The sequence below is a fragment of the Nostoc sp. genome, assembly GCF_036917975.1.
GTDB lineage: Bacteria > Cyanobacteriota > Cyanobacteriia > Cyanobacteriales > Nostocaceae > Nostoc.
In genome coordinates this window covers 65,653-89,323 of record NZ_JBALEJ010000028.1, presented here as the reverse complement: position 1 = coordinate 89,323, position 23,671 = coordinate 65,653, and the positions used below count along the sequence as shown (strand labels likewise).

At 42.2% G+C, this 23,671-nt stretch carries 6 protein-coding genes; all 6 read right to left on the bottom strand.

Going from position 1 to position 23,671, the window contains the following annotated elements:
- Positions 1-2 precede the first annotated feature (2 nt).
- Positions 3-4,667, bottom strand: coding sequence for a type I polyketide synthase (locus V7K76_RS13445; protein ID WP_335029810.1), 4,665 nt, complete (start codon positions 4,665-4,667; stop codon positions 3-5).
- Positions 4,660-9,336: an SDR family NAD(P)-dependent oxidoreductase gene (locus V7K76_RS13440; protein ID WP_442936213.1), complete on the bottom strand. Its 4,677-nt coding sequence runs from the start codon at positions 9,334-9,336 to the stop codon at positions 4,660-4,662. Before V7K76_RS13440 ends, V7K76_RS13445 begins: the two co-directional genes overlap by 8 nt.
- Positions 9,337-9,396: 60 nt before the next feature.
- Positions 9,397-11,037 (bottom strand): pyridoxal-dependent decarboxylase, encoded by a 1,641-nt coding sequence (locus V7K76_RS13435; protein WP_334776170.1) that lies wholly within the window; start codon positions 11,035-11,037, stop codon positions 9,397-9,399.
- Positions 11,038-11,080: 43 nt separating this feature from the next.
- Complete coding sequence (locus V7K76_RS13430) at positions 11,081-17,671, bottom strand: amino acid adenylation domain-containing protein (protein WP_334776169.1); 6,591 nt, start codon at positions 17,669-17,671, stop codon at positions 11,081-11,083.
- Positions 17,672-17,738: 67 nt separating this feature from the next.
- Complete coding sequence (locus V7K76_RS13425; RefSeq protein ID WP_334952050.1) at positions 17,739-18,809, bottom strand: LLM class flavin-dependent oxidoreductase; 1,071 nt, start codon at positions 18,807-18,809, stop codon at positions 17,739-17,741.
- Between the two features lie 136 nt (positions 18,810-18,945).
- Complete coding sequence (locus tag V7K76_RS13420; RefSeq protein ID WP_334952052.1) at positions 18,946-23,670, bottom strand: type I polyketide synthase; 4,725 nt, start codon at positions 23,668-23,670, stop codon at positions 18,946-18,948.
- Between the last annotated feature and the right edge of the window lies 1 nt (position 23,671).

The window sequence follows — 23,671 nt, the reverse complement described above, 5'->3', positions numbered from 1 at the left end:
CACTACGACTTACTAACCAAAAGAAGTTCTACTTCTTCGTCAGATAATTCTTCAATTTTCTCTAACAAAAGTTGTTCCATCATTTCTGCCTGTTTAGCTGGTATCATTGCTTGGAGTAGAAGGTCACGCAGTGGTAATTCCACTGGAAAGTTTGCTCGCAATCGAGAAACAAGCTGAGTTGCAATCAGGGAATCTCCTCCCAATTCATAGAAGTTGTCATAAATACCAACTTGTGCAATTCCTAGAACTTCTTGCCAGATTTCGGTAATTTTTTTTTCTAATTCGTTACTCGGAGCAACATAGGAATTACCAAGATTAGGTCTAGAATAGCTTGAGGATGAGTCTACTTGACTGGAAGATTTTGAATCTGGTAGAGAGTTGAGATGAAATGTACGCTCGCACCTGGCTTGAAAATCTACTGTGGAAACAACAACCTGAGTTCCCTCTGCTAAAGAAAGTATCCGTTTAAATATTTCTACACTTTCTGTCTCAGTGATAGCTAATTCCATTCCAGATGCTTGTCCAAGTGTTTTTTGTTCTGGGATTACATTGAGTTGTAACTTATCCCAATTTATGACTTTCCAAGGCAAAGATTTAGTTTGATTATGTCTTTGACTAAAAGTATCTGTTAACTGATTAACTCCTGAGTATAAAGCTAACCCAAATCCTCCTAAAATTGAAGATAAAGAAGAAAGAATGATACAAAAATCTAACTTTCTATTCTCTAAAACTTCTTCTAATACAGTTATCTTCTGACGTTGAGAATCAAGCAGTTGTCCTAACTCTGTCAGACCAATTTCTGGTATGGAGCCAAATATATTTTCGCGTGTTCTTCCAGTTGAATAGATAACTCCATGAATTTGACCAATCTTCTCAGGTGCTAGACTCTGATGCATTTGTTCATAGTTAGTTGTATCTGCACGCACTACCAAAACTTCTACATCCAAATTATCTAATTCTTGCAGTGTTTGGATTTTGTGGCTCACCTCATCTTCAGTATTGTGAGTTTCAAGCCATTGCAAGTATTCCTCCTTTTCTGGGAAAGTGGAATTCTCGATAAATATGAGTTTTGCTTGTAGAGTTTTTGCCAGATATTGGGCTAGGACAACTCCAAGACTTTCCAGCCCCCCAGGAAATAGATAAACACCTTGTTTCAAAAGTGGTATTTTTTCTGCAACTGCTGACTCTAAACGTACTGACTCAAATGTTTGCACCCAACGGTAGCGATCGCGATATGCAACAACTAAATCAGGCGACACAGCCGTAAATTCACTGATTATTTGGTCAATAATATGACTATCATAATTTCCTCCTATCTCTGCACCCTTGATGACGGACACTTTACCGTCAGGGCAAAACTCGTCTTGGCGGTTCGTTAAAACAACATCAATACTCCGACAAGTGATATTGGAATATTCTTGAGGAATAACCTTACATAAACCTAGCACCGTTGCTTTCTCCGGGTTGAGAATCTCATTACCATTAACCTCTTGAATCTCACTCGATATAACCCAGATTTGCAAGGAGTTGCTAATTTTGAGACTACTAAGAGTCTGGATTAAAAACAGCAAACTGTTGAATTCAAAATACTCACTCAATTGACGAGTTTCAAAAGTACTAAGACTCCACAAATGAGCAATATTTTGAGGAATTTTACCTAATCTCAACAGTTCTTTGAACAATGCATCATAGTCATCGTGGTTTTGCGGATCAATAGCATAAATTCCTTGACTCAATTTGGTAAACTGCTCTCCCACCTTCACCACAATGACATTTTTGCCACTCTGTTGAAGTCTATTGACTAACTGAGAACCAACCCCACACTCATCAATAAACAATAACCATCCCTCATTCCCTGTTTCTTCGCCAGATGCAGAGGTTGAATGAGGTAGTAAAGAGCGTTTCCATGAAGGAATATAGAACCAATCAGCAATGTCTTGTCTTTTGTCTAATGTGACTGGCTTGCTACTTGAAGATGATGGAGATTTAGCATCAATCCAGTATCTTTGTCGCTCAAAGGGGTAGGTAGGTAAAGGCAGACGATGACGCTGCTCATGAGTATAAAATCCTGACCAATCTATCTCTACACCAGAAAGCCACAGCCGACCTAATGTCTGTAACAAAAAGCTAACATCTGATTGTTTTTCTTTAACATGAGCTAAAGAAGTTAGCACAATTTGTTTTGCTTCTGGCAAGAGATGTTGCCTTGTTAATGTGCTTAAAGTTCGCCCCGGTCCAACTTCCAAGAAAACACCTTCAAACTGTTGTAACAATTGAGATATTCCATCTGAAAATCTGACAGTTTGTCGCAGATGTTGACCCCAGTAAGTAGGATTTGTTGCTTGCTCATCTGTAATCCACGTACCAGTCATATTGGAAATGAAGCGAATACGTGGTGGATTGAGCTTCATCTTGTTCACGGCTTGCACGAATGGTTTTAAGATTGGTTCCATCATCACAGAATGAAACCCATGAGATGTATGCAACAGCCGACATTCTATTTCTTGTGAGGATAATTGCTTTTGCAATGTGGCTATAGCATCAACCGAACCAGAAACTACGCATGAGGATGGACTGTTGATGGCTGCTATTTCTACAGATGCGCCATCCATCGTCTGTACATCCAAAAGGGATTGGACATCTTTTGCTGTCAGTGCGATCGCCAGCATACTTCCTGTGGGCAACTGTTGCATCAATTGTCCCCTCTTGGCGACAATCCCTAAAGCATCTTCTAGAGAGAATACACCTGCAATTGTTGCTGCAACATATTCCCCAATGCTATGACCAATCATTGCCTCTGGACGCACTCCCCATTCCATCCACAACTGTGCTAAGGCGTACTCAATGACAAACAGTGCGCTTTGAGTCATTGCTGTTTGTTGTAGTTTTTGAGTAGCAGTTTCAAGGAGTTGTTCGTCTGGAAAGAGTATATGACGGATGTCTTGATTGAGATGGAGTTGTAGAATGCTAGCACAGATATCTACGTGCTGACGAAATGTAGGTTCAATTTCGTACAGTTCCCGTGCCATATTCACATATTGCGCCCCTTGTCCAGAAAACATGAAGATGACTGGACGATGAGTGGGTTTCTGGTGGTATGTGAAAACACGTTGCGCGTCTTGGGATGTCAGCATTTCGACTGCTTCATCTTGATTATGACAAACTACCATACGACGATGGTCAAAATCTCGACGACCTACCTGTAGAGTGTAAGCGACATCAGGGAATTGCAAATCAGGATTTTGCTGGAGGTAAGTAGCTAAGTTGGCTGTGGTAGTTTCCAGGGCTGTACTGGTTTTGGCACAAAGCAGCAACAATTGCCAAGGGCGGGAAGTACTTGAAGGCTCAATAACTGGGGCTTCTTCCAAGATCACATGGGCGTTAGTCCCCCCAATACCGAAAGAACTGACACCTGCTCGACGAGGAGTGCCGTTGGTTTCCCACTCCGACAGCTTAGTATTGACGTAGAAAGGACTGTTAGTGAAGTCTATCTCAGGGTTGGGTTGTTCAAAATGCAAGCTAGGTGGAATCATCTTATCTTTCAGTGCCATGACTGTTTTGATTAAGCCAGTGACACCAGCAGCACTATTGAGATGTCCAACATTGGTCTTTACTGAAGTAATGGCACAAAAGCCCCTCTTTTTAGTACCAGCTTCAAATACTCTCTTAAGGGCACTAATTTCAATAGGATCTCCCAGGGCTGTACCAGTTCCGTGAGTTTCGATGTGGGTAATTGTCTCCGGATTAAACCCAGCGATCGCCTGAGCCTCGGCAATAACCTGAGCTTGACCAACTACACTAGGAGCTGTATAACCCACTTTCATTGCACCATCGTTATTGATGGCTGAACCTTTGATTGTTGCGTGAATAAAGTCACCGTCTGCTAAGGCATCCTCTAATCTCTTAAGCACGACAATGCCCACCCCGTCACCGAAAATAGTTCCCTGTGCTTTAGCATCAAAGGCGCGACAGTGACCATCGGGAGAATTGATACCCCCTTGTTCATAGAAATAACCTTGTTTTTGCAGAGACTGTATTGAAATACCACCTGCCAAAGCCAGATCGCACTCATAGTTTAGCAATCCTTGGCAAGCCGAGTGAACAGCTACCAATGACGTGGAGCAAGCCGTACTAATGTTGATGCTTGGGCCCTTCAAGTTCAATTTATATGAAACTCGTGTGGCTGCATAATCTTGACTATTGCTTAGTGCAGTTGAAAGACCCATTGATTTGATGAGGTCAGGGTGGGAATTCAAATTCCTGAGAAAATAGCTACTCAGGTTGGTTCCCACATAAACACCAGTCAATCCTTTACCTGCTTCAGGGTCATAACCAGCATTTTCTAGCGCTTCCCAGGCACACTCAAGGAGAATACGGTGTTGCGGGTCCATGATTTCGGCTTCTCTTGGCGAGATATCGAAGAAGGAACCATCAAACATTTCAATGTCAAAAAGACGAGCAGCGGCTTTTACATATTGAGGGTCACGCAGCCATGCTGGGTCTATCCCTGAATCTTTTAATTCTTCATCACTGAAGAAAGAAATGGACTCCTGTCCATTGCACAAATTCTTCCAAAATTCATCAACACCTTTGGCTTTAGGAAAACGACCGACCATACCGATTACGGCTATGCCTTTGATGGAATCGTGGATTTGTTGATTATCCATCTGCCTTCCTCCTTTGTTTCATTAATTGTCTTTTTTCTTGCATAGCCGCTTCTTTTTTGCTGGCGCGTTCATCAGCTTCCTGAAATGTTGGTTCTTCAACCTGTTTTGCGCTAATATTTTCTACCAAAGCACCTATAGTTGAATGCTCAAAGAGGTCAGCGATCGATAAATTTTTGTTTAAGGTTTTTAGAAGTTTACTACGAACCTGAATTATGAGTAGTGAATCTCCTCCTAATTCAAAGAAATTATCATTCCTCCCAACCTCTTTAATCCCCAGAACTTCTTGCCAGATGTTAGCAATCTTTTGCTCAACTTCATTTATGGGAGCTATGTAGAGATTTTCTAAATCAGGTCTGGGATGGAGTGATAATGAATTGGCTTGTTGGCTAACTGCTTTTTCTAGCTTAATCCATTGATTAATCCTCGCTTGAAGTTCTCCAGTCGAGATAACGACATGATTAAATTCACACCAGTTCAAAATCTTTTGAAAAGCTTTGACACCTTCTTCTGGCTGCATAGCCAATTCCGCCACACTTGCACTCAACGATGTACTTTGTTTGTTTTCTTTTTCAAATTGCCAGCCATCCCAACTGACGCTGATCCACGAAATAGGATAATTTTGATTATGTTGGTGTACAAAAGCATCCATGAAGAGATTGGCTGCTGAGTAGGCAACAAATCCTAATCCTCCTAAAATAGATGATACAGAAGATAGCAATAAACAAAAATCAAGCTCTCTGTCTTGCAAAACTTTTTCTAATACTAAGAGTCCATCTACTTTTGGTTGAAACTGCTGCTCACAATCAGTTTTGCTGATCTTTTCAATAGCTGCAAAAGATTTGCCTCCAAGAATTCCAGCAGCGTGGATGACACCGTTAAGTTTACCAAACTGCTGTTGAGCTTGAGCGATCGCCTTTTGCATTTGTTCTCTATTGCTCACATCAGCACTCACCACCAACACTTCAGCACCCAGATGTTCGAGTTGTTGCACTTTGAGAATCTTGCGGCTGGTGCTATCAGTTTCGTCATGAGTAAGCAACCATTGTTCCCACTCATCTCGATTGGGGAAAGCAGAACGTCCGATCAACAGCAGTTTTGCTTGTACAGTTTTAGCCAAGTATTCTGCTATCACAAGTCCGATACCTCCGAGTCCACCTGTAATCAGATAGACTCCCTGTTCCCTTAATCGTGTCTTGACAATTTTCGCTTCATCAAAGCGCACTGGCTCAAAAGTTTGTACCCAGCGATTAATACCTCGGTAAGCAATCACTTTGTCAGAGGTGGGAACTGTCAATTCTGCGACTAATCTTTCTGTGAGTTTTTCCTCTTGCCAACTTCCACTAACAGGAAGAATAACATCAATACTCCGACAATTGATATTCGAGTATTCTTGAGATATCACTTTAATTGGTCCCAGTAAAGTTGCTTTTTCTGGACAAAGCACCTCAGTTCCTGTGACTGGCTGTAAGTTGTTAGAAATAACTATAATTTGAAAATCATCTGTAGTTTCCTGTCTTCCCAGAGCTTGGGTAAGAAATAGCAAACTGTAGAATCCTGTTGCTTGAGCTTTGTCAACTTCTTCAAGTTCTAATTCTTTGTTACCAACAGGTGTGACACTCCACAAATGAAGAATTGTCTTTGGCAACTTCTGTTGTGTGAGAAGTTCTTTGATTAAGGCATCGTAATCATAATTGTTTTGAGGATTGAGCGTATACTGGCACTCGTTTAGCTTGGTGAACTCACCTCCCACTTTTACAGTAATGACATCCTGGTTTTGTTGTTCCAATTGTTGAACTAGTTTATTACCTAAACCACACTCATCGATAAACACCAAAGTACAGGATTTTTGCTCTGCTAATTTCTCCTGATTGAGGGGTACTGGAGGTAAAGATGGTTTCCAAAAAGGAATATAGAACCAGTCGGCAATGTCGGGCTTTTTACCGATTGACACTGGAGTAGGACGCTCATCAATTCCTTGTTTTTTAGGATCAATCCAGTATCTTTGTCGCTCAAAGGGATAGGTAGGCAAAGGCAGACGATGACGCTGCTCATGAGTATAAAATCCTGACCAATCTATCTCTACACCAGAAAGCCACAGCCGACCTAATGTCTGTAACAAAAAGCTAACATCTGATTGTTTTTCTTTAACATGAGCTAAAGAAGTTAGCACAATTTGTTTTGCTTCTGGCAAGAGATGTTGCCTTGTTAATGTGCTTAATGTTCGCCCAGGGCCAACTTCCAAGAAAACACCTTCAAACTGTTGTAACAATTGAGATATCCCATCTGAAAATCTGACAGTTTGTCGCAGATGTTGACCCCAGTAAGCGGGATTTGTTGCTTGCTCATCTGTAATCCACGTACCAGTCACATTGGAAATGAAGCGAATACGCGGTGGGTTTAGCTTCACTTTGTTCACGGCTTGCACGAATGGTTCTAAGATTGGTTCCATCATCAGAGAATGAAACCCATGAGATGTATGCAATAGCCGACATTCTATTTCTTGTGAGGATAATTGCTGTTGGAATGTGGCTATAGCATCAACCGAACCAGAAACTACGCATGAGGATGGACTGTTGATGGCTGCTATTTCTACAGATGCGCCATCCACCGTCTGTACATCCAAAATCGCTTGCACTTTTTCAGGTGAAAGTGGAATCGCAAGCATACTTCCTCTGGGCAACTGTTGCATCAATTGTCCCCTTTTTGCCACAATCCCTAAAGCATCTTCTAGAGAGAATACACCTGCAATTGTCGCTGCAACATATTCCCCAATGCTATGACCAATCATCGCCTCTGGATGCACTCCCCATTCCATCCACAACTGTGCTAATGCGTACTCAATGACAAACAGTGCGCTTTGGGTGATTGCTGTTTGTTGTAATTTTTGAGTAGCAGTTTCAAGGAGTTGTTCGTCTGGAAAGAGTATATGGCGGATGTCTTGATTGAGCAACGGTTGGAGAATGCTAGCACAGATATCTACGTGCTGACGCAATGTAGGTTCAATTTCGTACAGTTCCCGTGCCATATTCACATATTGCGCCCCTTGTCCAGAAAACATGAAGATGACTGGACGATGAGTGGGTTTCTGGTGGTATGTGAAAACACGTTGCGGGTTTTGGGATGTCAGCACTTTGACTGCATCCTCCCAGTCCTGGCAAACCACTATGCGGCGGTGGTCAAATGCTCGACGACCCACTTGCAAGGTGTGAGTCACATCGGGCAGACTAATATTAGGATGTTGCTGGAAGTAACTAGCTAAATTAGCTGTGGTAGTTTCCAGGGCTGTGGTGGTTTTAGCACAGAGCAGCAACAATTGCCAAGGGCGGGAAGTACTTGAGGGTTCAACAACTGGGGCTTCTTCCAAGATCACATGGGCGTTAGTCCCACCAATACCGAAAGAACTGACACCTGCTCGGCGAGGAGTGCCGTTGGTTTCCCACTCCGACAGCTTAGTATTGACGTAGAAAGGGCTATTGGCGAAATCTATTTGAGGATTGGGTTTATTAAAGTGTAAACTGGGGGGTATTTGTTTATGCTTCAGTGCTTCTACTGTTTTGATTAAGCCAGTGACACCTGCTGCTGTATTCAAATGTCCGACATTTGTTTTTACTGAACCAATGGCACAAAAACTTTTTTCGTTTGTACTAGTACGAAAAGCTTGTGTAAGAGCTTTGATTTCAATAGGGTCTCCTAACGGAGTTGCAGTACCATGTGCTTCCACATATGTGATAGTCTCAGGTTCAACTCCAGCTAAGGCAAGGGCTTCTAAAATGACCTCCCTTTGACCATCAACACTGGGGGCTGTATATCCAACCTTTAAAGAACCATCGTTATTGACAGCCGAACCTTTGATAACCGCATGAATTAAATCGCCATCTGCGATCGCATCCTCTAATCTTTTCAAGACCACCACACCTAAACCACTGCCGCCATTAGTGCCTTTAGCGTTTGTATCAAAAGCTCGGCAGTGTCCATCAGGAGAGTGAATTCCGCTTTCTTGATATTGATAACCAGATATTTGCGGCACTCCTATGGAAACGCCACCAGCCAAAGCCATATCACTTTCACCATTTAGTAAACTTTGGCAGGCTAAATGGACAGCAACCAAGGAGGTAGAGCAGGCAGTCTGAATATTGATGCTAGGCCCCTTTAGGTTTAATTTGTAAGAAACTTGCGTGGGCAAAAAATCCTTATCGTTTCCAATCACAAGTTGGTAGCTGTCTACTGATTCCATAAAGTCCCGATTGGGATATAAGTTTGTAAGCAGATAGCTACTCGCAGCTACACCAGCGAAAAGACCAATTTGACCATTATAGGTTTGGGAGTTGTAGCCAGCATTTTCTAAAGCTTCCCAAACACATTCTAGGAAAAGACGGTGTTGTGGGTCTGTAATTTCAGCTTCTCTAGGGGAAAAGCCAAAAAATGAAGCATCAAACAACTCTATATTTTCTAGTACACCGCCTGCTTTTACGTACAGAGGGTCATTCAGCAATGTTAGATTTACTCCAGCAGATACTAGCTGCTCATCTGTGAAAAAAGAAATAGACTCTACACCATCTCGGATGTTTTGCCAAAAACCATCAACGTTTTTAGCTCCGGGAAAACGACCTGCCGTACCGATGATAGCTATTTCTTCTTGAGCATTTAAGTTATTAATACTATTCAACATATTCATCAGATAAAACAGTTTTAAATTACCAAACCAAATCAAGGTGTCAGTCGCCAGAATTCAGATTGAAATTTTTGCAGCAATTTGAATCTGATCATTTAAAACTGCATCAATATCTTCTTCTTTAGTTAACGGATTGGCAATCACTGCACGCAGAGCAATAATCGGGATTTCTTTGCCAAAGCTGGTGATTGATTTTGTCGTTCTTGAAATAAACGTATGACCAATTTGGCGCTGAAGTTTCTGCAAGCATTCATTAAATTTATTGATTCGTTGATTGTCGATTTCAGTCAACTGCTTTTTGATAACAAGCTCTCTCAATGGCTCTGGAATGTAGCGATATAGAAGCAGGTTAGTATTAGGTTTTGCTAACAACTCAAACTCAGGCATGGTACAGATCCGGTCTGCCATATATTCAGTTTTCCGAATACCTTCATCAATCAAAAATTCATATCCCTTAAGTCCGATTAGATTTAGCCCAGCATGTAAAAATAAAGCCATACCCGGCCTAGAACCTTCTAAAGCACGTTTACCTAAATCAAATGACCCTTTACGCATAGTGTAGCTAGCTTGCTTTTCGATCGCTGTTGCCAGATGCGGATCTCGCAGAAAGACCATACCAATGCCCATTGGCAAGTAGAGTTGTTTATGCCCGTCAATAGTTACTGAATCAGCCCGTTCGATGCCAGCAAGCTTATGCCGATGTTGTTCAGAAAAAATGAGTGGCCCACCCCAAGCAGCATCTACGTGAAAATGAACGTGAGCTTCTTGTGCAATCTCGGCAATATCGAAGAGTGAATCCACCCCACCTGAGTCTGTAGTGCCAGCAATGCCTACAATAGCAATGATCAACAAGTTTTGAGCACGACACTCCACAACAGCTTGGCGTAGCGCTTGGATGTCAACTCGATTGTTGCTGTCAGTGGGAATTCTAATTAAACTCTGTGTACCAATTCCCATCAAATCCGCAGCTTTATCAAAAGAGTAATGCATCAAGTCAGAGCCAATAATCACTGCTCCTTTGTAGCCGTAGAAATCTAGAGCTGCGGCTAAACCTTCTTTTTCTACACCAAGAAACTCATCTTTCGCTCCCAAAATCGCATTTCGGGCGCACCAAAGCGCTGTGATATTTGCCACTGTCCCACCGGAAACCAAAATTCCCAGTGTACTCAGGTTATTTTGAATGTGTTGAGCATAGAAATTATCAGAAAAGTTGTAAATTAGTCGATGCAACATCGCCAAAGCTTCGCGTTCACAGAAGCTTAGGGCTTTAGCAGTCTCTATTTTGACAACATTTTGGTTCATTGCCGTCATCAATTTTGCCAGAGGACGCACAAAGGAAGGAAGCGCCGAGGTCATGTGACCAATAAATCGTGGCGAGGATGTATTTATTGAATGAGCAACAACATTGTTGCCTAAGCATTTGAGATAGCTCTCAAAATCAATAGGTTGAACAGGTATTTGACTATCAGAAAAGCTTCCTAATAAAGAATCTAAATCAATGCAAGTGTTGGTATCAATCGTGTTTAAAACATCTTCAGAAAGATTATCAAATATTTTATCTATTTTTTGAGCAATAGATATTGTCTGGCTTGATGAACTAAACAGTTGCATTACTTGTTTTTGAATATCATAATTTAATGCTTGTTCAGTCTCGAAAAAGTAATTTTGGCTCTGCATTTCTTGTTTGCTTAATGTCATATCTTATCCTGAAATAATTTTGTTTTTTACTTAATTATTGTGATTAAACACCCTTGGGCTTTGTCGCTGAACGATGTTCTTTCCTAGCTTGTTTGCGTTGTTGTACTGACGCTGTTCGGTTTTCACGGCGACGAGAATGTTGTGTAAGAGACTCTTGTTGGTTTGATTCCTGACTAAGATATTTAGCTAGATGGCTGATAGTCGGATATTGAAACATTTCCACCAAGGGAAAATTTAGCTCAAATATTTTTTGTAACTTGCTATGAACCTGAACCAAGAGCAATGAATGACCACCGAGTTCAAAGAAGTTATCATGAATTCCTAAGTCTTCAAGATGAAGTACTTCTTCCCAGATATTGGCAATAGTTTTTTCTACTTCAGTTTGGGGTGGGTGATAAACTACTTCTAATTCCGGACGTGTTGTATCAGGTGCAGGCAGCGCTTTGCGATCAATTTTACCATTAGGAGTGAGGGGTAGTGCTTCCAGCATGATAAAAGCTGCTGGCACCATGTAATTGGGCAACTTTGACTCCAGAAATTCCCGCAGATCAGTTATTGTCAGTGTTTGCTCTTTTTGAGGTACGACATAGGCGACTATTCGTTGAGAATCGGCTGAGTCTGAGTGGACGACAAGTACAACTTCTCGCACTGCTGGGTGTTGGCTAATGACTGCTTCAATTTCTGGGAGTTCAATGCGAAAACCACGAATTTTAACTTGGTGATCGATGCGACCAATGTACTCTATCTCTCCATTGGGCAAATAGCGTGCTAAATCTCCTGTTTTGTACAGGCGTGTCGCAGGTTGTTCGCTAAAGGGATTGGGAATGAATTTTTCTGCTGTTAATTCAGGGCGGTTTAAATAGCCACGAGCTAGTCCATTCCCACCTATGTGCAGTTCTCCAGGCACTCCAACAGGAACTAGCTGATCGTGTTGGTCTAAGATATAGAATTGTGTATTGGCGATCGGGTGACTAATTGGTACAATACTGCTGACAGTTTCTACCAAGCAAGCTGCTGACCAAATGGTGGTTTCGGTAGGACCGTACATATTCCACAGCGAGTCACACCGCTTGAGTAACTCATTGGCTAGGTATCCAGGTAAGGCTTCTCCGCCACAGAGGATTTTCAATTGATGATTCCCACCCCAACCTGCTACCAAAAGTAGCTGCCAAGTAGCTGGTGTCGCTTGCATGACTGTAGCATTTGAGTCAGTAAGTTTTGCCAACAAGCGTGTTCCATCCGAGGCAATTTCCCGGCTGAGGACTACCAAGCGGGCACCTATTGTGATGGGAAGGAAGAGTTCTAATGCGGCAATATCGAAGGAATAGGTGGTAACTGCTAATAAGGTATCTTGCTCAGTTAGCCCTGGTGTTTGCCGCATCGCGTGCAAAAAGTTGCTCAAAGCGCTGTGAGGAATTTGCACACCTTTGGGTTTGCCAGTTGAGCCAGAGGTATAAATGATATAAGCTAGATTGTTAGCAGTAGTTACTGAGGTAACTGAATTTTCCTGGCTTTGCTGGGCAATAGTCTGCCAATTAGTATCTAAACAAATAACTTTAGCTTTGTCTTGGGGCAAAGCCTCCACTAAGTGTCCTTGAGTCAGCAATACTGGCAGTTGGGCGTCTTCTAGTATAAAAGCTAGTCGCTCTTTAGGATAAGTAGGATCAAGCGGTAAATAAGCACCACCCGCTTTGAGGGTGCCTAAAAGTCCAATGACCATAGAAAGCGATCGCTCCACACAAATTCCCACCAGTACCTCTGGTCCTACACCTAGCTTTTGCAAATAATGTGCTAGTTGATTTGCTTTTGAGTTTAGTTCCTTATAGGTCAACTGTTGGTCTTCAAACACCACTGCTATAGCTTCAGGCGATCGCTCCACCTGAGCCTCAAATAACTGATGGATGCACTGGTGTTGGGGATACTCAACAGAGGTATCATTCCACTGTACTAGCAGCGTCTTCTCGGCTTGAGTCAACAGTGGTAAGTTCGACAAACACTGCTGTGGATTAGCAATAATCCCAGAGAGTAACGTTTGCAAATGCTCTGCCATCCGGCTGATGGTACTTTTCTCGAATAAATCAGTATTGTATTCTAAGCTGCAAACTAATCTCTGTGCTGTTTCCTTGATGGATAGAGTCAAATCAAACTTAGCACTACCACTCTCACTTTCCAGGGGACTTAAAGTCAAACCCGGCAATTCTAACGCGGACATTGGTGCATTTTGAAGTACAAACATCACTTGAAACAGTGGCGTGTGACTCAAAGAACGCTGTGGTTGCAGTTCCTCAACTAGTTTTTCAAAGGGCAAATCCTGGTGAGCATAGGCTCCTAGTGCCATTTCCCGCACGCGAGTCAGTAGCTCCTTAAACGTGAGATGACCTGCCAAGTTCGTTCTTAGTACCAGGGTATTGACAAAAAATCCAATCAACCCTTCTATCTCGGCCCGGTTGCGGTTGGCGATCGGCGAACCCACCACAATATCTTCTTGCCCTGTGTATCGCCATAGTAGAGTCTGAAAAGCTGCTAGCAGGGTCATAAATAAAGTACATCCTTGCTGCTGGCTCAATTTATTCAAGGCTTGTGATAGTTCTTGAGATAGCTCAAATGAATAACTAGCACCCCGAAATGTCTGAACGGCAGGACGTGGGTGGTCAGTGGGTAACTCTAGTAGCCTTGGTGCGCCCTCCAACTGCTTTTTCCAGTAGGATATCTGGGATTGTAGTACCTCTGCTTGTAGCCATTGCCGCTGCCAAGCTGCGAAGTCTGCATATTGGATTGGCAGTTCAGCTAACTGTGTTAGTGTAGCGTGCCGCAGGCTAGGTTGCTCAGTACAGAAGGCTTGATAAAGTGTTGCCAATTCACGCACTAGTACGCCGATTGACCAAGCGTCAGAAGTAATATGGTGCATCGTCAGTAGTACTATGTGCTCTTGTTCTCCAAGGCATAGTAGTTTTACCCGCAGCAAGAGGTCATTGTTGAGGTCAAATGCTTGTTGCGCTTCAAAGTTTGCTAGCTGTCTGACTTGAGCTTGTTGTTGATTTGAAGATAACTCACTAATATCTACTACGGACAACAGTAGCGGTGTGACTGATGAGATAATTGCTACAGGTTCTCCTTCTGTTGTCTGAAAATTTGTTCGCAACGTTTCGTGGCGGCGTAGAATTTCGTTAAAACTTTGTTGTAGTGCTTCTTGGTTCAATTGTCCCTGTAGGCGAACGGCAGCACGGATGTTGTAGAAGGGGCTGTTTGGTTCTAATTGGGCAAGGAACCATAACCGCTGTTGGGCAAAGGATAGGGGTAACTTTTGCGAGCGGGAAATTCGCTCAATGTTTGCCGTTTCTAGTCCCAGGACTGCCTTGGTGGCTTTTTGAATTTCTTTGGCTAGCCCAGCTATTGTTGGTTGTTCAAATAAACGACGTAAAGGAAGTTCTTGCTGAAAAACTTGCCGCACCTGGGAAATAACGCGAGTCCCTAGCAGGGAGTGTCCTCCCAACTCGAAAAAGTTATGATGAATGCCTACTTTTTCAAGACCAAGCACCTCTGCCCAGATTCCTGCTAGCATCTGCTCTATTGGTGTGGAAGGAGGAGTAAAATCGAATAGTAGCTGTGTTGCATCAGGCACTGGCAGTGCTTTACGATCCACTTTACCATTAGGTGTCAGAGGTAGTGCTTCTAGGATCACAAAAGCTGTTGGCACCATGTAGTTTGGCAGTTTCGATTCTAGGAAGCCACGCAGTTCAGTTATTGTTAGTGTTTGCTCTTTTTGAGGAACAACATAGGCGACTATTCGTTGAGAATCGGCTGAGTCTGAGCGAACGACAACTACAGTTTCTCGTATTGCTGGGTGTTGGCTGAGGTAAGCTTCAATTTCTCCCAGTTCAATGCGGAAACCACGGACTTTAACTTGGTGGTCAATACGACCAATGTACTCAATTTCTCCATTAGGCAAATAGCGTCCTAAATCCCCTGTCTTGTACAAACGTGTCGCCGATTGAGAGCTAAAAGGGTTAGGGATAAATCTTTGTGCTGTTAGTTCGGGACTGTTCAGATAACCCCTGCCTACTCCTACACCACCGATATACACTTCGCCCGTTACGCCTACAGGAATAGGGTTTAGATACTCATCAAGTAAATAAATCTGGATATTAGCAATCGGATGACCGATGGGAACTGTGTTTTGATGTGTAATGCTATTGTCTTTAGGACTGCTTTGGTGTATACATGCCCAATAAGTGACATCTACGGCAGCTTCCGTTGGACCATAAAGATTGTATAATTCAGCATCAAGACGGTTAAAAAACCCTTTTTCCAGTTGGACTGGCAATACCTCACCGCTCGCTATTACCCGTTTGAGACATTTACAAGTTTCAATATTTTCTGCTTCTAGAAACAATTGCAGCATGGAAGGGACAAAATGTAAGGTCGTAATTTGCTGCTGTGTTATCAAATTAACCAAGTAGTTAGTGTCTCGATGCCCCTCTGGTTGAGCCACCACTAGACACGCACCTGTGATTAACGGCCAGAAAAATTCCCAGACTGACACATCGAAGCTGAAGGGTGTCTTCTGCAAAACCTTATCTATTACGGTTAATTGGTAAGCGTCTTGCATCCACAGTAAGCGATTACAGATTCCTCGGTGGCTATTCATTGCTCCCTTTGGTCTACCAGTTGAGCCAGAGGTGTAGATGACGTAAGCGAGGTTATCGGGGATGATGTTGCAAATAGTGTTTTCTATGCTCTGTTGAGCGATGAGTTCCCAGTTGCTGTCTAGGCAAACGACTTTAGCCCTGTGAGTTGGTAGACTCTCAACTAGGTGCTGTTGTGTTAACAACACGCTTGGTTGAGAGTTTTCTAACATGAAAGCCAAGCGTTCCTGAGGATAAGTGGGGTCAAGGGGTACATAAGCACCACCTGCTTTGAGGATGCCTAACAGTCCGATGACCATATCGAGCGATCGCTCCACACAAATCCCCACCAGTACTTCTGGTTTCACTCCTAGCTTTCTCAGGTATTGTCCTAGCTGATTAGCTCTGGCATTCAGTTCCCGATAGGTTAGCTGCTCATCTTCAAAGACCACTGCCACAGCATCTGGCGATCGCTCTACCTGAGCTTCAAACAACTGATGGATGCATTGGTCTGATGGGTACTCAGCCTGAGTATCATTCCACTCTACCAGCAGAGTCTGCCGCTCAGGTTGTGTTAACAATGGTAACTCCGAAAGTCGCTGCTCTGGATTGGCAACAATGCCCTCCAACAAAGTCTGAAAATGCCCTAGCATCCGAGTAATCGTGATGGCATCAAACAGATCAGTACTGTATTCCGCCAGTACTGTTAGTCCTTGATCTGTTTCCCTGAGGTTAAAGCGCAGTTCACACTTTGCTGTCTCGTTGTCAATAGTCAAAGGGCTGATGGTTAGATCCGAAAGCTCTAAATGTTCTACTGGTGCTAACTGTAAACTAAATCCAACTTGAAATAGGGGCATCATTTGGCTCAGGTTTCGCTCTGGATTCAGAACCTCAACCAGTTTCTCAAAGGGCAAGTCTTGATGAGCATAAGCCCCCAGCATTACCTCACGCACCCGACTGAGCAACTCGCGAAAAGCAGGATTCCCAGACACATTGGTACGTAATACCAAGGTGTTAATTATAAGACCAATTAATCCCTCTATCTCAACTCGATTGCGATTGGCAATATCTGTACCTACAAAAATGTCATCCTGGCTAGTGTACCTATGCAGCAGAACCTTAAATGCTGCCAACAATAATGTAAACAGTGTAACCCCTTCTTTTGCACTCAAAGCCTTAAGAGCATCAGATAGAGATTTAGATAATACAAAAGGTTGCCGTGCGCCTTGGTATGTTGCAATAGCTGGTCGAGGTCTGTCTGTTGGCAGTTCTAAAATAGGAAGATTAGCCAACTGCTGTTTCCAGTAAGCCACCTGAGTTTCCAGCACCTCTCCCTGTAGCCATTGGCGTTGCCAAGCTGCCCAATCTGCATACTGGATTGGAAGTTCGGGTAAGGGGGAAGACTTCCCACTAGCAAAAGCTTCGTAGAGTACTTTCATCTCCCGAACAAATATCCCCAGAGACCAGTTGTCAGAAATAATGTGATGTATTGTCAAGAACAGCACAGATTCTGTCTCTCTCAACTGTAAAAGAGTAAATCGCAATAATGGTTTCGTTAAGTCAAAGGGTCGGTGAGCTTCTTCTTTAGCGAGGCGCTGAATCTCCCGCTCTGTTATGGGTGTATCCCTCAAATCCACTATCGGTAATTTTAATGGCTGTGTTAAACCAATAACCTGGATTGGTTGCCCTTCTGAATTACTAATAAAAGTTGCTCGCAAGTTTTCATGACGCCTGACAATCTCGGTAAATACCTGTTCTAGCAATGCGGCATTCAGCTGACCCTCAAGGCGTAAAGCACTAAAAATATTGTAATTACTGTTGTCAGGGTCTAATTGCTGAACAAACCATAGCCGTTGCTGGGAAAAGGATAAAGGTAACGCGTTAGAATCTTTTCTTTTATAAATTTCTGACGTTTTTAGAGAACTCAAACCTCTCTGCTTGAGTCGCTTTTCCAATAATTTCCGTTGCTCTGGAGAAAGAGCAACAATTTGTTGAGCTAAATCACTCATTAATTTATACCAAAATTAATTTAATACTTGAAACTGAGCATTCGGAGCATTCGTAGCAACTAAATTATCAGCTAAGTGACAGCAATTTTTCCTGATTAAGGCTACAGAGATCCTTCAAATCTTTGAGGTAAGACAAACTTGCCATTACAGCATCATAATTTGGGTTGAAATCAATTAAACAAGCGACTTCATCAACACCAATCTGTTTTAAACGCTTAATCATTTGCATACAAGTCGTTTTTGACCCAATCAGAGTTCTTCCTTTGAGCCAACCTTCATAGGCAAACCGTAAAAGACTATTGATGTCTGCTTCCGTAAATTTCTCTAAACTTACCTTTATACCAGCATTCTTAGCTAAATTCTCCAGTAAGTCAATATGTGTTTTTAAGTAATTACAGAAAGGTTCCCTTGCTTGTTCTTTTACTGTGTTGAAGTCTTCTCCTACAAAGGTATGTATCATCATTGCTACTTTCCCTGCTTTAGGGTTGTTACCGTATTTTGCTAAAGATTCACGATACAGTGATATTTGTGGAGCAACTTCTTCTAGAGTTCCTCCCAATAAAGAAGTGAGTACGTTAGCACCTATTTTGCCAGCTTCAATAAATGTTGCGTTTGATTGACACACAATCCAAGTAGGTAGTTTACGCTGTATCGGTCGTGGAAATGTCCTCACTTTGAAAGTGTTTCCTGTTGCATCTTTGAGTTCAACTTGTTCACCTTCCCAAAGCTTATGGACTATCTGGATTCCACTCCACATACTTTCTTTGCGGTTGGCATGAATTTCGCTAGAAAGTACAAAGTCATCTATCGTCCAACCTGAGGCAAAAGCAAGGGCAACTCTACCGTTTGAAAGATTATCAACCACAGACCATTCCTCAGCAACACGTGCTGGATTATGAAGTGGCATGACAATACTGCCAGAGCGCAATTGAATTCGCTCAGTTATCATAGCCAGCGCTGCACTTGTCAACGATGGGTTAGGATAAAGTCCTCCAAACGGGTGAAAATGACGTTCCGGAGTCCAAAGTGCGGAAAAACCATTTTGATCTGCAAATTTTGCACTTTCTATTAATAGATTATATTTGTTTTCTTGAGTTTTTAAACCATCGCCGGAAAAATAAAATATACTAAACTCCATTTATAAAATTCTCCAGTTGTACAAAACAGTTATTAATTTTTTGGTTGTCTAATTAACCACATTAAAGAGTTCCTCATTCCTGGGGTTTGGAAATTAAAATCTTGACAACTTCCAAACCCATTTTATGGTGGGTATACTAAGAATCTATCACTAGTTCTTGTTGAATTTCTTCTGCTGAGAGGCTTTTTATCTCTTCTAATAAAGCCGCAATTTTTTGATTTTCTTCTTGATTAGGTTGTGTTTCAGCAATGATAACAGCAAGCCCAGCCACTGTAGGAGCATCAAAAAGAATACTTTGTAGAGGCAATTCCACTTGAAAATTTTCTCGCAGACGTGAAGTTACCTGAACAGCTAGCAAAGAGTGTCCTCCTAACTCAAAAAAGTTATCATGAATACCCACTAATTCAGTACCAAGAAGCTCTTGCCAAATATTTGCAATTTTTTGCTCAATCTCGTTACTAGGGGCTATGTAGGCAGTTTGCAGATTTGGTCTTGAGTGCTGCGAGAGTTGGTCTTCTGGGGAATTCTTTGTACTGTGTAGAGATTCACGCTTAATCCATGTGTTAAGCCTGACTTGCAAATCTCCTGGTGAAACAATGAATTGACCTGCTGAACCCATTGATAAAACGCGCCCAGAAATATCCCATACTTCTTTGGGTGTCATTGCCAATTCATTCAAATCTGCTCCAAACCCAATATTTTCTTCTTGTTTCTCTTCATACTTTACGGCATCCCAATTGACGCTGAACCAAGGAATAGAGCTTGTCTGATTACGTTTGTTTACAAAAGCATCAATGAAGAGATTAGCTGCGGAATAGGCAACAAGTCCAAGTCCTCCCACAACAGACGATAATGAGGATTGCAACAGATAAAAATCAAGTTCTCTGCCTTGTAAGACTTTTTCTATGATATAGAGTCCGTGAACTTTTGAGTGGAATTGCGACTCACTCTCTCTTCGACCAATCTCTTGAATAGAGAAAGCTGACTTCTCGTTACTCATTGGTGTTGCGTAGAACACCCCATGAATCTGACCAAAGTATTCATATGCTTGAGTAATTGCTGCTTGCACTTGTTCAAAATTTGCAATATCAGCCTCAATAATGAGAAATTTTGTACCTAACTCTTCTAACGCAAGTATTTTTCGGATGTAGCTGCTAATTGCATCCTGTTCATCGTGAGTTACCAGCCATTGTGACCATTGATTTCTTTGGGGAAGCCCTATATTGCCAATCAGAATGATTTCAGCTTGTACTGTTTGAGCTAAATGCTCTGCAAACACTAAACCAAGACTTCCCATCAAATCGCCTGCAATTAAGTAAGTTCCCCCTTCTCTGAGTCTAATTGTTTCTTCTTCAACTTCTTTTAATTGTGCAGGCTCAAAGGTTTGTACCCATCTATGACTACCACGGTAAGCAACAACCAAGTCAGATAACTCGGTCGTCAGTTCTGCCATGAGTTGGTTTATGAGTTGATTTTCCTGGGAAGTCCCAGATTCCGGAATAACGATATCAATGTTACGGCAGGTAATATTTGGGTACTCTTGGGGAATTACCTTGCATGGCCCTAATACTGTCCCCTTTTCTGGAATCAACTCCTCTTGTCCAAGAGTATCATAAAGATTGTTGGTTACAATCTTTATTTGCACAGAGTCTGTAACATTTTGTTTACTAAGTGCTTGGGCGATGAATAGTAAACTGTAAAAACCTAAATCCTGATGCTTTTCAAAGCTGGAAATTTCTGATTGTGTCTGCTCGAATAAGGTTTGATTTTGGGATTGAATATTTGTTGTGACACCCCAAAAATGAGCGATGATTTGCGGAATTTTATCTATTGCACGTAATGCTTGGAATAGGGCATCATAGTCATGTCGCTGTTGAGGATTGATTGCGTAGGCGCGTTGGCAAAGCCTGTCCGTAGGACATTCGCCCAGTTGAGCAAATTTATCTCCTACGGTTACAGTAATAACTTCTTGCCCTTCTTGCTCAAGTTGTTGAACAATTTGTGCGCCTAGTTTAGATGAATCCACAAAGACCAGCCAACATAGCTTTTGCTTTACCAACCTTCTTTTCTGGAAGGTATCAAGTAACTTTACTTGTTTCCAGCTAGGAAGATAAAACCAGTCACCAATATTTGGTTTTTTGCTAAGTTGAATTTGACGATTATTGCTACTATCTATTGTTTGCGACTCAATCCAATAACGCTGGCGCTCAAAAGGGTATGTTGGCAATGGCATTCGATGTCTTTGCTCGGTAACATAAAAGCCATCCCAATCTACCTGTACTCCTGCTAGCCAGAGTCGCCCTAAAGTGTTGAGTAAAAATGCTACATCCGATTTTTGCTCTTTTGGATGGCGCATTGAATTCAATACTATTGACTGATTAGTTTGTTGTTTTACAAAAGTGTTTAAAGTTTGCCCAGGACCAACTTCCAGTAATATTTGCTCTGATTCTTTAATTAACTCAGCAATGCCTGTACTAAATAGCACAGTGTGCCGCAGATGTCTTGCCCAGTAACTGGGATTGGTTGCTTCATTATTAGTAATCCAAGTTCCTGTCAAGTTGGAAATAAACGGAATTTCAGGAGGATTTAAATTAACTTTTTCAACTTGCTTGGTAAATGGTTCCAGGATGGAATCCATAATTTGGGAATGAAAAGCGTGGGAAGTATGTAATCGACGACATTCTACACCTTGTTGTGTTAAACGACTTTGCAAATTGGCGATCGCTTCTTCACAACCTGATACAACACATAGTGATGGTGCGTTAATTCCAGCAAGAGTTAGTTCTTCATTCAGCCAAGGTTGTATCTCCTCTTCAGAAAGTGGAACGGAAAGCATAGCACCCGTCGGAAGTTGTTGCATGAGCCTTCCACGGGTTGCAACAAGTGCTAAAGCATCTTCTAAAGAGAATACACCTGCCAAACAAGCAGCTACATACTCTCCTATACTGTGACCAATCATTGCTGTAGGAGATATGCCCCATGCCATCCACAACTGAGCTAAGGCATACTCAATAACAAATAGTGCTGGCTGAGTGATATGAGTTTGTTGCAGTTGCTCTGCTGCTGCTTGTGAGTGTTCTTCGCCTGGGTATAAAATTGTGCATAAATCAATACCTAAGTGATATTTGAGTATTTCACAGCATTTATCAATATGTTTCCGAAATACGGACTCAGTTTCATATAATTCTCGACCCATATTCACATACTGTGAACCTTGACCAGGAAACATAAACACAACCTTTTGGTTAGACGGTTCTTGGAAGTGGGTGAAAATTCTTTGTGGGTCTAGAGTCTCTAGGGTTTTTACTGCATCGTCAAAGTTTTGGCATACTACCATTCGACGATGGTCAAATGCTCGACGACCGACTTTAAGAGTATATGCTACATCAGCCAGGTTTAAGTCAGGATGCTGCTTGAAGCGGGTAACTAAATTTGCCGTCGCAGTTTCTAATGCCGAGTCGGTTTTTGCAGAAAGCAGCAATAACTGCCAAGGGCGAGAAGGACTTGAGGGTTCAACAGATGGGGCTTCTTCCAGTATTACATGGGCATTGGTGCCACCAATACCAAAGGAACTGACTCCAGCGCGACGGGGAGTGCCGTTTGTCTTCCATTCTGAAAGTGTGGTATTGACGTAAAAGGGACTGTTGTCGAAGTCTATTTCAGGATTAGGCTGCTTAAAGTGCAAGCTAGGCGGTATTTGTTGATGCTTAAGAGCTAAAACAGTCTTGATTAATCCTGCAACACCAGCCGCAGTATCTAGGTGTCCAATATTCGTCTTGAGTGAACCGATTGCACAATGTGCACGCTTCGCGATCGCACAGAAACTTTTTTTCTGGGTATCGGCATGAAACGCTTGTGTCAGTGCAGCGATTTCAATCGGATCTCCCAAAGATGTTCCAGTTCCGTGTGCCTCAATATAAGTTATTGTCTCTGGGTCAACCTCAGCAATCGTTTGAGCCGCTTTAATCACTTTTGCTTGAGTATCTATACGGGGTGCTGTATAGCTTACTTTGAGAGCGCCATCGTTGTTGATAGCAGAACCTTTAATGACAGCATCAATGCGATCGCCATCAGCAAGAGCATCCTCTAATCGCTTCAATACCACAATGCCTACACCGCTACCAAAAACGGTTCCTTGTGCTTTAGCATCAAAGGCACGGCAATGACCGTCTGGAGATAAAATTCCCCCTTCTTGATATAAATATCCAGCTTTTTGTGATGAACTGATTGCAACACCACCAGCTAAGGCAATATCACATTCACCACCTAGCAAACTTCGACACGCTAGATGTACAGCAACTAATGAAGTTGAACAGGCCGTTTGAATGTCTATTGATGGCCCTTCTAACTCTAATTTGTAGGATACTCGTGTTGTTAGGAAATCTTTGTCATTTCCAAATACCAACTGTTGATTATCAAGAGAATTTATCAGATTTTGATTTGAATAAAGGTTAATTAGATAACTATTAATACTTGTACCACCATAAATTCCAATCAATCCTTTGTACTTTTGAGAATCGTAACCAGCGCTTTCAAGAGCCTCCCAAGCGCACTCTAAGAAAAGACGTTGTTGGGGATCGATGATTTCTGCTTCTCTTGGATTGAAGCCAAAGAATGAAGCATCAAATAATTCAACATCTTCTAATACCGCCTTAGATTTTACATACTGAGGGTGATTCAGCATAGCAGAATCTATTCCTGAAGATATCAGTTCTTCATCTGTGAAAGAAGCTATTGATTCCACCCCATTTTGCAGATTTTGCCAAAATTCCTCAATATTTTTGGCACCAGGAAAGCGACCAGCCATACCAATTATGGCTACTTCTAAACCATTTCGACTGAATTCTGCGGAAGTACTCATA